Raw genomic sequence first — 13,276 nt, 5'->3', positions numbered from 1 at the left:
GGCGTAAAGAGGCGCAATGAAGGACAATACACAAAGAGACTCTATTGTGGAGGCAATCGGCTTATCCAGACGGTTTGGAAAGTGCTATGCGGTGAAGGAAGCTTCTTTTGTGGTCCATGCCGGGGAAGTATTTGGCTTCCTCGGAGAGCAGGGAGCCGGGAAGACGACTCTACTCGGGCTGCTACTCGGGCTGCTCTGGCCAACGGCTGGTATGGTGCGTATCTTCGGGGAAGCGGTCACCCCCGGGCATACCGCTCCTTTGCGCCATGTTGGCTCGACAATCGGGATGCCATCGCTGCTCTCTCCTTTTTCTGTGCGCGACCATTTTCTGCTGCTGGCACATCTTTATCCGGATATTGCTCAGACGCGGATCGATGAACTGCTTGAGCTGGTAGGATTGCAACAGGATGCACACCAGAAAGTTCGGTATTTATCGGCGGCACAAAAGCAACGGTTGCTATTTGGATTGGCGCTCTTCCACAGCCCGAAGCTGCTCATTCTCGATGAACCGACTTTATATTTAGAGTCTGCCGGGAAACAGGAATTCCGCCAGTTGTTGCAGCGCCTGGCCCGACAGGGCATCACGATTATACTGGGTGGTCATCTTCCTCAAGAGATGGCTCGCCTGTGTGATCGGATCGCCATGTTGCAAAAGGGGCATATTGTTGCCCAGGGGACAATCTCCGAGTTGCAGCAAAAAGGGCTTCTGCCTATATCTGATTTTGAGGAGGGATAGAAAAGCGCAAGATGTTCTGGAAGATCCTGTATGTAGAGTGCAAGAAAGTCTGTGCTCTTCCTCATCTCTGGATAGGGCAGGCCCTGGTTCTTTTCAGTAACCTGTTACTGGAAACCTGTCTGCTTCTGTTGCGTGTTCTCCCGCTGAATAGCTTAAACCACGCGGCACAGGTATTTCACTGGCCCTTCAATCTGGTGATCGTGGTCTCTCAGCTCTATTTTGTGCATCTTGGTGGTCTTGTCCTGCTGGTGCTATCGGCGCTTCTGGCTGGACAGGAGTTTACATGGGGCTCATTCCATCTCTGGCTGACTCGGGGAGTACCGCGCTGGCTCTTGCTCACGGCGAAAGTCGTGACGCTTTTCCTGACACTGGGACTGACAATCATCCTCTCAATCGTCTCTGTCAGCCTGGTCTCGCTCTTTGATGGGAGCGTTGTGGGTGAGGTTGAATGGTCAGAGGTGGAGAGAATGGCGCTTAGCCTGTGTGAAGCGACGTATGCTTTGCTACCATTGCTTCTACTGAGTTTTGTGCTGGCATTAGGTCTGCGTTCATCCCTTAAAGGGATCGTCTGTATCCTGCTTTTGTCCTTGTGTGTATATCCGCTTTTTGAGGTGCTTGGGCGATACAGTCAGTGGGTGCGGGTGCTGGTGTCCTGCACGCCTTTTGGACTTTCCCGGGCGCTGATGAGTGCCAACCCGCTGTTTGTCGATGCGGAACAGAAAATTGCCTCTTTTGTCGGCCTGACTGAAAACCTGGAGCGGCAGGGAAATCTGCTTCCGTTCTGGGGCATCGTCGGAGGGCTCACGTTCTACTGTATTCTGTTTCTGTTGCTGGCCTTCTTCCTGTTTCTTCGGCAGGATTGCACGCCGTCTTTGCCCTTCAAACGAAGAGTGAGGTGCTGGCGTAAGAATATGATACACTAAACAAGGTTGTGTTCTGCCGAGTTGTGCCTGCGAGGAAACGAATGCTATGAATGAGAAAATAACAGTTTTAATCGTTGATGATCATGCCATTGTGCGGCAGGGTGTACGCGGTTTTCTTGAGATCCAGCCAGATTTGCTTGTGGTTGGCGAGGCCGGGACGGGGGAGGAGTCTGTACATATGGCCGGTGAACTGGCTCCCGACATTGTATTGATGGATCTGGTTATGTCTGGAATAGGTGGTGTTGAGGCAACCCGGAAGGTGAAGCAGGTCAGCCCGCACTCTCAGATTATTGTCTTGACCTCCTACTATGATGATGAATATATTTTCCCTGCTTTGCGTGCAGGAGCGCTTTCCTATGTTCTGAAAGATGTCAGCCCGGAGGAACTGGCTGATACTATTCGCAAAGCGGCCCGTGGTGAATCCGTGCTGCATCCCAGAGTCGCAGCACGGGTTGTGCAGGAGATTCGGGGCGTGCGTCGGGATACACCGAACCTGTTTGTTGAACTCAGCGATCGTGAGCTTGAGGTGTTGCGCCTGATTGCTGATGGTCTCTCGAATGCTGCCATTGCCGAAAAGCTGGTCATCAGTGAGAAGACCGTGAAAGGGCATGTCAGTAATATTCTGGGCAAGCTGCATATGGTTGATCGTACACAGGCTGCCGTCTATGCGTGGCAACAGGGGCTGGTGCGGCGTACCAACGCGTGAGAAAAGGCCTGCTATTTGTAGAAACCCATTGTTTCCTTCTATAATGGGGGAGGAAGTCGTTCGGTAATTATATCGGTATTATGGAGGGAATGAGCGGCACAGGAAGGCCGTTCAGGGTTAGAACAATATATGGAAAAAGAATTGCAGAGGAGCCCGCTTCGCGTGGGCGTGATCGGGCTTGGTTTTGGTGGTGAAAGCGCTCTCCGGGCATACAAGACGTTGCCTGATGTAGAGGTTATTGCGCTTGCCGGGCAGGAAGAAGACCGTCTGGCGCAGCTCGGGAAGAGTTTTGAGATTCCTCATCTCTATCGAGATTATAGCGAATTGCTGGAACATCCTGACCTTGATGCGGTGAGCGTGGCGGTCCCCAACTTCTTACATGCTCCCGTTGCGATTGCCGCACTGGAACGTGGGCTGCACGTGCTCTGTGAGAAGCCATTGGCTCGAAACACAGAGGAAGCAGAAGCGATGGTCAGGGCGGCGACACAGGCCAATCGTGTCTTGCAGGTGGTGTTCAACCATCGTGAACGCGGTGATATTGCCGTATTGAAGCGCTATATTGATGAAGGTAAACTTGGCAAGATCTACTATGCAAAGGCGTTCTGGATGCGGCGCAGAGGTATTCCCGGGGCAGGTTCCTGGTTTGTGAGCAAAGAGAAAGCCGGAGGCGGTCCCCTGATAGATCTGGGGGTGCATGTGCTGGATTTATCGCTCTTCTTGTTAAATGAGCCAGACGTATTGACAGTTAGCGCATCGACGTATAGCGAACTCGGTCATCGCGGGCTAGGGTTTGATGCTCGGGCGTTCAAGTCAGGGGCAGGGCATGCCTATGAGGTTGAGGATCTGGCGAGCGCGTTCTTACGCCTCTCAAATGGGGCAACACTCCTGCTTGAAAGCAGTTGGGCAACCCACAGCAGTGCTGAAGATGACTTTGGCGTGATCCTCTATGGAACTGAAGGTGGCGCGGAGATCCGGGTCCGAAATCATGCATATCAGGATACCTTGCGCATCTATACAGATGTCGCGGGCGTGCCAGCAGAGGTGAAACCTGCGGTGCAGCGTGGTGAGTATCACCTGGCTGTGGTACGGAGCTTTGTGGAAACAATTGCCAGTGGCAACTGGTCTCTCTATAATGGCTCGGAAGGGTTAAAACGCACCCGTATCATAGATGCCTGCTACGCTTCCGCCTTGCAGGGACGTGAAGTTGTGCTTGGCATAGAAACTGAGAAGGGACAAGAGTTGTAATGGATGGTTCACTGCGAAAAGTGGCTTTGATTACCGGTGGTTCGCGCGGAATCGGTGCATCAACTACATTAGCGCTTGCGAAGGCAGGTTATTCTGTCGTGATTATCTACCGAAATAAAGCGGCCCGGGCCGAAGCGGTCGTGCAGGAGGCTCAAAGCTATGGGGTGAGGGCCTGCGCTGTGGGTTGTGATATCACGAACGCGGCTGATCGTGAGCGGCTGTTTGCGACGATCCGCGAGGAATTTGGGGCGCTGCACCTTCTGGTACTGAACGCTTCTGGCGGTCTGGAACGTGATCTTGTAGCAGCAAATCCAGATTATCCGATGGTAATAAATAGAGATGCTCAGGTTGCCTTGCTTGAGCAGGCGCTGCCACTGCTGCCGCAGGGAAGCACCATCGTTTTTGTCACCAGTCACTGGGCGCATCTCTATGGTCGAGTACCTCAGATCCCGGCATATGAACCGGTGGCAGCCTCAAAATATGCCGGTGAACAGGCGCTACTGGCACGTCAGGATGAACTGAATGCTAGCGGAATTCGTCTGCTCATTGTGACAGGCGATTTGATTCAGGATACCATCACGCCGAAGCTGCTGGAACGTTCAGCCCCCGGCCTTGCTATGCAGCGTAAACAGGCTGCTGGTGATCTGCCTACCGCTGAAGAGATGGGGCAGATGATCGCAGAAGCCGCATGCAATGAATCACTACCATCAGGGCATGTGCTGGTAATTGGTGGCTCGCTGGAACAGATGCTTGCTGGTTAAATGAAAAGAGGCTCCGTTCTCCCGAAGGAGAGAGAACGGAGCCTGCTCGATTACCGGTCTTTGTGAGGAGAGGGCACCGCAACATGTTTGGCGGTATCTTCTTCCTGCTCGTCTTTATCAAGCCCAAAGGGCGGGAACTCTTCCTGAGGAGCCTCCTCGTGCGCTGATTCTACTGTTGTGGTGGTCTCAGAGAGTTGCGCTGGTTCAAGGGAAGGGAAAGCCTCTTGAGGAACCATCTCGGCACCTGGTTCTTCTGTTGAGGGCTCAAGGAGCTGTTCTGGTTCAAAAGGAGGGAAAGCCTCTTGAGGAACTACCTCACTTTCAGGCTCGTCGCCTGCTTTGTCCTCAGGAGGCTGATCGAAGAAGGAGAGTGTATCAGTGCTGGTGGGCTCGAACGCCTCCTGCTCTACCTGACTGATGGTTTGAGGAGAGGTAGGAACTACATCTAAGCTGGTATCCTCAAACGCTTCCCGGGGCATCTCTTCGTGCTGCTGTGCGCTGGCACTTCCTGCTTGCTCGCTATCGAGAGAAAATACACCGGAGTCAGCGGACTCAAACGCTTCCCGGGGCATCTCAGAGAGATGCTTTTCTGGCTCTTCTACGCTTGATGGCGGAAGCATTGGCATGTTTTCCGGTTGCATATCAATGTAGGTTTGCATATATGGATATGGTGTAATGCCGTTGAGAGAGGTTTCACGTTCAGAACGGAAGAGGCGATAGATATTATCGGAGCGGGAGGGCACCAGGTGAACGCGCATTGTTGCAATATAAAAGGCGGCAGCTCCGCCAAAGATGAGAGCGCCGATGAAAGCCCCTGCCAGAATGTGCCGTAGCGTTTCCAGAAATGCGGCTTCAACAAACGCTGCCAGACAGAGGACAAGGAGCACGTAGAAGGGCATTCCTCCAATATACGCTGTTCTTCGTTGTTTGAAGGCATCATGAGGATACAGAGGGCGAATAATGTGATGGGCATAAAACTTACTATAAAACCAGCCAAGTATTAGATAGATCGCGACAAGAAGGAGCCAACCGCTGAGCGCCCATTTGGTCGAAAGCTGATAGGTCTGAACAATGGATGCCCAGAACAGGCTGTATCCATAAAACAGCAAACTACAAATGCCAATACAGAGAATTTGTGGTAGAAAAAGGCGGGTATAGTAGATGATTTTCTCCATTTTCAGGGTGTTCCTCAAAATGCTTTCATTTTTTCGGGTGTCTTCGGGTTTTTCAATATAGATAGTATCCTATCATGCCGGGTGATTATTCCAAACGAGAATAGGATATTCGCGCTAATGACGCTAACCAGATTCTCCCTGATCGATTTGTTGTGGGTTTCAGCTTGACAGAAAAACCTCTTTTTCGATATACTTCTAATTAGACTTCAGTCTACATAGTACTTGCCAGGTATCAGAAAGAAACTTTCCACGTATACTATAACGGAGTATTAATCATGCCGCAAGAGGAATTTCAGGCGCTTCTTCAGTTTTTTAAAGCAATGGCAGACGAAACTCGGTTGAAATTACTGGGGATTCTGGCAAATGGAGAACGAAGCGTTGAGGAGCTTGCGGCCTTGCTCCATCTGCGTGCTCCCACTGTCTCACACCATCTGGCACGCTTGAAAGAGCTCGATTTGGTCGGGATGCGGAGCGAAGGGAATATCCATTATTACTGGCTTAATGTGGAGACGCTGCGTCAGACAAACAAGCTTCTGCTGACGCCTGAGCGCATGGCTTCACTGGTGACTGACATTGAGGGCAATGCATGGGAGCGAAAGGTCTTGCGCGATTTTCTGGAAGACTCTCGTATTAAAGAGATTCCCTCGAGCGTCAAGAAACGCATGGTGATCTTGAGATGGCTGACGGAGTTTTTTGAGGAAGGAAGACTCTATACAGAGGCGCAGGTCAATGAAATCTTGAAGGCTCATCATCCTGATACCGCCTATTTGCGGCGTGAGATGATTAGCACGCAGGCCCACTTATTACAGCGTGAACAGGGTTTATACTGGCGTCTTCCTACCGGGAAGCAGTGGAAACAGATCTCACTGCGGGCTCGCGATCGCGTGCTGCTACACGGGTGGGTGGGTGTGCCTGAGGGGAAGGGGCCTTTCCCGACGATTCTGGAGATCCATGAAGGCCCTGAGGTTGCTCTTGAGGATTGGCTTTCTCCGCTGGCCGGGATGTGGCTTGACCACGGCTTCGCCTATTGTGTTATCAATGTGCCATTGGTGCTTGCTCTGCCTCATCAGGTTGCTCCCTATGTGAAAATCCATAGTGCGGCAACGCCGCCTGTGACTGCTCCGCTGACGCTTCAGGAGCGGATTGAAGGACATCCCGGACAGCATGAACTGGCTGATCTGGAGCTCGTGCGCGGTTGGCTGATCGAACAGGGAATCGCGGCTGAGCATGCTGTGGTGCTGACGGGCTGGCGCTATAATGCTTCGCTGGTATTGCTTGCCCTCGGGATGCAGCCCGAGGTTTGGGCTGCGGGCATCGCGGGAGAGGCGGTGACTGATTGGCTGCTCAATTATGAGGAGGATGAGGACCGCACCTTTGTTACAGCTATCTTCGAGGGAACGCCTGCGGAAAAGAGTGCTGCTTATAAACGCTACTCTCCTATCTCTTATGCGGCAGAGGTAATGGCCCCCTTGCTTCTCTTTCAGAGGCGTACTGATCCACGCTACTCTTTAAAGCAGGCTCAACGATATCAAGAGGCACTTCAACAACATGGCAAGGCGCTTGACTTACATCTGCTTGATGCCACACCCGCCACATCTGTACTCCAATTGATGGTTCAGCAAAAAGAAGTTCTGCTCAACTTTGTTCGGGCGCTCTCCTTCTAAACAGCTTTTCTCCAGAATCCTTCCACTTTCCTGCCGAAGAGGCTGTACAATGCCGTGCAGTCTCTGCTTGTTTTCTGATAGTGCACAGGTAAAGTAAGAGATTGTTTTGTCATTTGTTACAGATGTGTTTATATATATTGCTGTATTTATATTTAGTGGTGTTGGGTTATTTACATAGTGATCTCCATAATACTGGAAAAGTTATATCCGTGTAGTGTATTATATTAATACGTATAGATTCTACTGATGGAGGGGAAGCAGGAAAACGTATGAAGATTTTTCGTACAAAATCAATTGAGCAATCCATCAGAGATACAGAGGAGCCTGAACATCAGCTAAGAAAAGCGCTTGGCCCTCTTGATCTCATCGTATTTGGAGTAGGAGTCACAATCGGGACCGGCATTTTTGTGACAACAGGAAAAGCTGCCGCTGATTATGCTGGCCCCGCTATTGTTATCTCCTTCTTGCTGGCTGGCCTTGCCTGTGGTCTGGCAGCCCTCTGTTATGCTGAGTTTGCCAGTTCGGTGCCGGTATCCGGGAGCGCCTATACCTTTTCCTATGCGACCTTAGGAGAATTTATTGCCTGGGTGATTGGTTGGGACCTGATTCTTGAATTCATGGTAGGTGCATCAGTTGTCTCTGTAGGCTGGTCCAGCTATTTCGGAGAGCTGTTGAAAGGTCTGGGGATTCACCTGCCAGCGGTGATAGCAGGCGGACCCGGGGCCGTAATGAATCTTCCAGCCGCCCTGATTGCTCTGCTGCTCACCGCGGTGGTTACTGTGGGCATTCGTACCAGCTCAATTGTGAATCTGGTCATTACCTGTATTAAAGTGGTGGTGGTTCTCTTCTTCATCGGTCTGGGAATCTTTTTTGTCAAGCCTGCAAACTGGGTTCCCTTTATCCCACCCGCGATCCCGGCGGCAATAACAAAGCCGTTCTGGGATACAACTGTGCTGCAAATGCTCGGATCGCGTCCGATGGAATATGGTTGGCCCGGTGTTGTGTCTGGTGCTTCGCTGGTCTTTTTCGCGTACATCGGCTTCGATATCGTTGCAACCACGGCGGAAGAAACGCGTAACCCTCAGAAGAATATGCCTATCGGGATTTTTGGGTCTCTGGCGCTCTGCACCGTGCTGTATATCGCGGTATCGCTTGTGATGACCGGAATCGTGCCCTATACCCAACTGGCGACCAGTGAGAATACCGCGGCGATGGCGCTTGCCTTTTCGGCTATTGGGCAGTCGTGGGCGGCAGTCCTGGTATCGATTGGTGCTATTTGCGGCATGACGGCTGTGATCATGATCCTGATGCTTGGACAGAGCCGTGTGTTCTTTGCAATGAGCCGGGATAACCTGTTGCCACGCTGGTTCTCACAGGTACATCCGCGTTTCAAGACACCCTATCGTATTAACATCATTGTCGGCATTGTGGTGGCTTTCACAGCGGCCTTTACGCCGGTGTCGGCGCTGGAAGAAATGACCAATATCGGCACCCTGACTGCGTTTATTCTGGTGTCGATCGGGGTGATTGTGTTGCGGCGAACACGCCCTAACCTGCGTCGTGCGTTCCGAACGCCTCTGGTGCCCTGGATCCCGATTCTGGCTGTGTTGATCTGTTTCTATCTGATGCTTGGTTTGCCTCTCCTTACATGGGTGCGCTTCCTTGTCTGGCTGGCGATTGGCGTTGTCCTCTACTTTGTCTACGGACAGCAACATAGTCGTTTGGCAAAAGAAGGTTCAGAAGAAGGTGGGCTAAAACACGTCGCAGTTAGCGAGAAGTAGTCGGTCTCCATGCTGTCGGACGGCGGGGAAGTGATTCTCCGTCGTCTTTTTCTATGCCTTTTTTTCATAGCTGCTTGATATAATAAGGCGGACGACGAAACTGATGCCTTGCAACAGGAGAAGAAGTTTCTATGCAACACCTTGATCCTCGGGAACAACAGCGTGTAAGCTTAGCTCGCTCACAGGAAGATCAGGCGCGCCATTCTGATGAGGAAATGGCGGAAAAGCTTGCGCACCGCGTGGTACAGCTTCTGGATGAGCGTACTACCCTGAATAGGAAAGATCGTCCTTCTGCCGGACAACGTCTGGTGCTGGCACTTGCCTCACTGGTTTTGTTGCTGGCTCTGGGAACGATTTTTCTGGATACTCTCAGCGGTGTGAGTGGATTGATCGCGTTTGGCATTCTCGCGATAACTGTCTTTATGATAAATGCAGTGTTTAATGATACCAGAAGATAGAGGGGGAAGGCCCCCTCTCACGCTTCTTCAATTTCTTCGGTGAACAGGTTGGCTGGAGCATTTTGAGGGACAATCACTTTGAGCGCCCGCGGTGCAATGGAGAAACGGGTTGCGGGCAGACCTTCATTGGTGTAGCCGAACGGATCGCCGTCCAGTTGAATCCCAATCCTGCGCTGTGTGACAATCGTGAGTTCCTTACATTTTTCGTAGCGTACCCACTGATGCCGTCGCTTGCGCCTTAACAGAAAATCAAGAACAACCAGCAGCCGCTCGACAATGTTGCGTTGATGGACAATGCAAACATCGAGAATGCCATCATCGCATTTGGCCTCCCAGGTGTATTTAATAGCGCCTCCATAGAGCTGTGTGTTACCAACAATCACCTGTAAGGCATTGACTTTAATTTTGTGCTTATCAACCTGAAGATAGGTGCGAAATGGCTGATAGCCCAGACCAAGCCATGCCCCAACCAGCGCGTAACCCAGGATACCAAGGCGCTTGGCTGGTTTTCTCTCCACGGCATGTGTGATATCTCCATCCATGCCCACTCCACCCATCAGGAGAAAATAGGCACTATCATTCAGCTTGCCCAGATCGACCCGTTTGATTTGTCCATTCAACAGGACGTTACGGGCCCCGTAATTATCAAGAGGAATATTCATCTCGCGGGCCCAGACGTTGACCGTGCCGCTTGGGAGTACGCCTAACGCTGTTTCACTTCCCGCCAGTTCCTGAATAACCTCATTAATTGTGCCATCGCCGCCGGTAGCAACAACAACACCTATGTCTTGTTCAACGGCCTCACGTGCGAAACGGCGTGCATCTCCCGCTCGCTGAGTGAGCTTTAATTCGGTCTGCCATCCATGTTCACGCAAAAAGGTGACTGTTTCTTTAATCTGTTGCGCATGTAAGAGATAGCTCCCGGAAGTGGGGTTTGCTATCAGAATAGCCCGGGTTTGGGCTTGATGCTCTGCCTCTGGATTTTTGAGTGTGCTATGCTGCATTCTAACGTTCCCATTCATCCCTTTCTGTATCAGAAACAATCCAGGAAGCGTGTACGGTGCTGTTTTTCTCTATCCTGTTTAGAGATACGCTTGAGCAGCGGAAACGGTTGAGGGAGGCAGAGCAAAGCTGCTTCTAGCCGACCCGTGGCACACGAGCCAGAATTTCAGCGACCACTTCATAATTAATGGTGCCAAGCCGCTGAGCGACCTTCTCGGCGGTCAGAGAGGAGTTCCCCTGCTTGCCAATTAGAACCACTTCATCACCGACCCGTGTTTGTGGAATATGGGTGACATCGATAATGCACTGATCCATACAGACGCGTCCTAGAATAGGAGCTTCCTGACCGTGAATCAGAACGGTACCCCAGTTCTGTGGTGAGCGACGAAAGCCATCGGCGTACCCGACGGGAAGCACCGCAACGCGGGTTGGCCTGGTAGTGATGTAGGTACAGCCGTAGCTGATCCCTTCGCCTGCCGGGATCATTTTGACCTGTGCAACCTGTGTCTTAAACGAGAGCGCAGGCCGGAAACCGGGTGGCAGAGGCACTTCGGGTGAAGGATCCAGACCGTAAATGGCGATGCCCGGACGTACCATATCAAAACGAGCTTCGGGCATGCTCAAGGTTGCGGCACTGTTAGAGGCGTGAACGATTGGTGGGCGTAGCTGCCGCTCGTCGAGCGTTGTTAAAATGTGCTGGAAGCGCGAAAGCTGCATATAGGCATGGGTCTTATCCTCAGCATCGGCGCTGGCGAAATGTGTGTAGAGTCCCTCAAGCTCAAGCCCGGGCAGCGAACGAATCAGCTCGATAAGCTCAATGATCTCGCTTTGTTGCTCGCTGCGAATCCCAAGCCGCCCCATGCCAGTATCAACCTTGACATGAACGCGGGCCATTTTTCGCAGGGCTTGCGCGGCCCGAGAAAGCGCCTGTGCGGCTTCGCGTGTATAGAGGGTAAAAGTGACTTCTTGCCGAACGGCCTCACGCATCTGCCAGTTTGGCACATAGCCAAAAATCAGGATAGGCGCATCAATGCCAGCCTCGCGCAGCGTGATCGCCTCACTCAGTGTAGCCACTCCAAGCATGCTGGCCCCATTGTGGAGCACGGTGCGCGCCACTTTCAAGGCTCCATGTCCATAGGCATCGGCCTTCAGGCTGATCAACACGCGCACCTCGGGGCCGACCATCTCTTTGATCTTCCGCGTATTATTCCCGATCGCGCTTAAATCGATTTCAACCCAGGTCGGCCGTTCATTTTGCAGGATCACGATCTGCTTCCAGCCCGGAGTTTGTCTGACCAGAAGCTCAGGAGCCTGCTCAGGATGCCGCATCAGAAGCTCTGTTACCTTCTCCATGCGGGTCGCCTCGGACCCCTTGATGAGGATAGTGTGCTCTCCCGGTGTGGATTCGAGCAGGAATTTGACAATACTGGCGGCATCGCTTTGTGTTGCGGTCATAAAGGTTTGCTCTGAACTGAGGCCTGCCTGTCGAGCCGCTTCAGCAATCAAGGCAGCCCGCTCGCCACAGGTAATCAGATAGTCGACCTGGTAAGCAGGGTCAGTCGCGACCAGGGTTCCGGCCTCCCGGTGAAAACGTTCCTCGCAATCGCCAAGAGAGAGCATATCGCCGAGCACGGCAATGCGCTTACCATCGGCGGCGCTCAGGCATGAGAGTGTGTGTAAGCCTGCTTGAAGGGAGGCCGGTGAGGAGTTATGGGTGTCATCAAGCAGCAGGCTCTGATAGACCCCCGGGAGCGGGAAGAGGCGTCCGGGCATTGGCGCGACCTGACGCATTCCCTCCTCAACCTCTTCGATGCTCATGCCACAGAGACGCCCGATTTTCCAGGCGATCAACATTGTTGCGACATGATGTGGGCCTGGCAGGCGTGATTCCAGCCGGATGATCTGGCCTGTCTCGTCGTCTTGAAAGGAGAAGATGAGCCCCTTGCGCGAGACCTGTGGCTGTATAGATGAGGCGCGAAAGCCAATACAGCGAGGGCGTTTCTCGACAGGTATAGCTGCTACGAGCTCACTGATGACCGTATCATCTTCATTGAGAAGGAATGTCTGCGCAGGTGCGAGGCTCTGAGGCAGCACACCAAACTCGGCGGCCAGCCTCTCTGGTGATTCAAAATATTGGAGCTGAACGGGAGCACTATTAGTAAGAACGCCGATGGCGGGCTGAACAAGTTCGCAGAGGGTGCTGAGCTCTCCCGGATGATCGCTTCCCAGTTCCAGAACAGCGTATTCATGCTGGGGTTCCAGACGGCCAAGAGAGAGCGGGATACCAAGCAGATCGTTGTAGTTCTGCCAGCTTCGGAAGGTGGCAAAGCTTTTGCTGAGCACGGTTGCGATGGCCTCTTTGGTGCTGGTTTTGCCAACACCTCCGGCGACTGCGATGACAACAGGTTTCCAGCGTTGGAGAATCGCACTGGCATACTGTTGGAGTGCCTCACGGGTATCTTCCACAACAACGATTGTGCCCTGTTCCAGGTCTTTCAACGTTTCCTGTGGCAACTGGTTATAGACTCTGGCCTCAATAAGCAGGCCTGCGGCTCCTTTATGGACGGCGTCGGAAAGATAGTCATGCCCATCTCCTCGCTCGCCGCGCACTGCGACAAACATTTCACCCGGCAGGAGTTGTCTGGTATCGTGGCTGAAGGAGGAAAACTGAGTCTGTTTGCCTGCGGAGCGTAGCACGCCTCGTGTCGCTTCTAAAAGATGTGAAAGATAGATCAAAGCAGGACCTCCATATGTTGGCCATTGTGAGAGAAGAGCATAGTTTTATCAGATTTCATACTATATTTTTGTAGAGTTTGTTTCATTGT

Annotated in this window: 11 protein-coding genes; 8 read left to right on the top strand and 3 right to left on the bottom strand. The window is 52.3% G+C overall.

Annotated elements, in window-relative coordinates:
- The first annotated feature begins 16 nt into the window (after window positions 1–16).
- From EI42_RS19505 to EI42_RS19485, 5 genes are all read left to right on the top strand, one after another.
- Complete coding sequence (locus tag EI42_RS19505; protein WP_111324310.1) at window positions 17–736, top strand: ABC transporter ATP-binding protein; 720 nt, start codon at window positions 17–19, stop codon at window positions 734–736.
- A gap of 11 nt (window positions 737–747) precedes the next feature.
- Window positions 748–1,659 carry a DUF2705 family protein gene (locus EI42_RS19500; RefSeq protein WP_111324309.1) on the top strand — a complete coding sequence of 304 codons (912 nt, stop codon included), beginning with the start codon at window positions 748–750 and terminating at the stop codon, window positions 1,657–1,659.
- 46 nt (window positions 1,660–1,705) lie between these two features.
- On the top strand, window positions 1,706–2,365 hold the full coding sequence (locus tag EI42_RS19495; RefSeq protein WP_111324308.1) for a response regulator: 660 nt from the start codon (window positions 1,706–1,708) through the stop codon (window positions 2,363–2,365).
- Between the two features lie 129 nt (window positions 2,366–2,494).
- A complete protein-coding gene (locus EI42_RS19490; protein WP_111324307.1) occupies window positions 2,495–3,610 on the top strand; it encodes a Gfo/Idh/MocA family protein in 1,116 nt (371 codons plus the stop codon).
- Complete coding sequence (locus tag EI42_RS19485) at window positions 3,610–4,371, top strand: SDR family oxidoreductase (protein WP_111324306.1); 762 nt, start codon at window positions 3,610–3,612, stop codon at window positions 4,369–4,371. The genes EI42_RS19490 and EI42_RS19485 overlap by 1 nt, the downstream gene beginning before the upstream one ends.
- A 50-nt stretch (window positions 4,372–4,421) precedes the next feature.
- Here EI42_RS19485 and EI42_RS19480 read toward each other — a convergent pair whose 3' ends face one another.
- Window positions 4,422–5,546 (bottom strand): MFS transporter, encoded by a 1,125-nt coding sequence (locus EI42_RS19480; protein WP_111324305.1) that lies wholly within the window; start codon window positions 5,544–5,546, stop codon window positions 4,422–4,424.
- Window positions 5,547–5,821: 275 nt separating this feature from the next.
- On the opposite strand from EI42_RS19480, the gene EI42_RS19475 reads away from it, so the two are divergent.
- From EI42_RS19475 to EI42_RS19465, 3 genes are all read left to right on the top strand, one after another.
- Window positions 5,822–7,210 (top strand): metalloregulator ArsR/SmtB family transcription factor, encoded by a 1,389-nt coding sequence (locus tag EI42_RS19475; RefSeq protein ID WP_111324304.1) that lies wholly within the window; start codon window positions 5,822–5,824, stop codon window positions 7,208–7,210.
- Window positions 7,211–7,479: 269 nt separating this feature from the next.
- Window positions 7,480–8,991, top strand: a complete 1,512-nt coding sequence (locus EI42_RS19470; RefSeq protein WP_111324303.1) for an amino acid permease — start codon at window positions 7,480–7,482, stop codon at window positions 8,989–8,991.
- Between the two features lie 131 nt (window positions 8,992–9,122).
- Window positions 9,123–9,449 (top strand): hypothetical protein, encoded by a 327-nt coding sequence (locus EI42_RS19465; protein ID WP_111324302.1) that lies wholly within the window; start codon window positions 9,123–9,125, stop codon window positions 9,447–9,449.
- A 17-nt stretch (window positions 9,450–9,466) separates the two neighbouring features.
- Here EI42_RS19465 and EI42_RS19460 read toward each other — a convergent pair whose 3' ends face one another.
- Both EI42_RS19460 and alr read right to left on the bottom strand, forming a co-directional pair.
- Complete coding sequence (locus EI42_RS19460) at window positions 9,467–10,453, bottom strand: diacylglycerol/lipid kinase family protein (RefSeq protein ID WP_170142757.1); 987 nt, start codon at window positions 10,451–10,453, stop codon at window positions 9,467–9,469.
- A gap of 133 nt (window positions 10,454–10,586) precedes the next feature.
- Window positions 10,587–13,187 carry an alanine racemase gene (gene alr, locus EI42_RS19455; protein ID WP_111324300.1) on the bottom strand — a complete coding sequence of 867 codons (2,601 nt, stop codon included), beginning with the start codon at window positions 13,185–13,187 and terminating at the stop codon, window positions 10,587–10,589.
- Between the last annotated feature and the right edge of the window lie 89 nt (window positions 13,188–13,276).

Source organism: Thermosporothrix hazakensis (genome assembly GCF_003253565.1).
Taxonomy (GTDB): domain Bacteria; phylum Chloroflexota; class Ktedonobacteria; order Ktedonobacterales; family Ktedonobacteraceae; genus Thermosporothrix; species Thermosporothrix hazakensis.
This window is presented reverse-complemented; position numbering and strand designations above follow the sequence as displayed.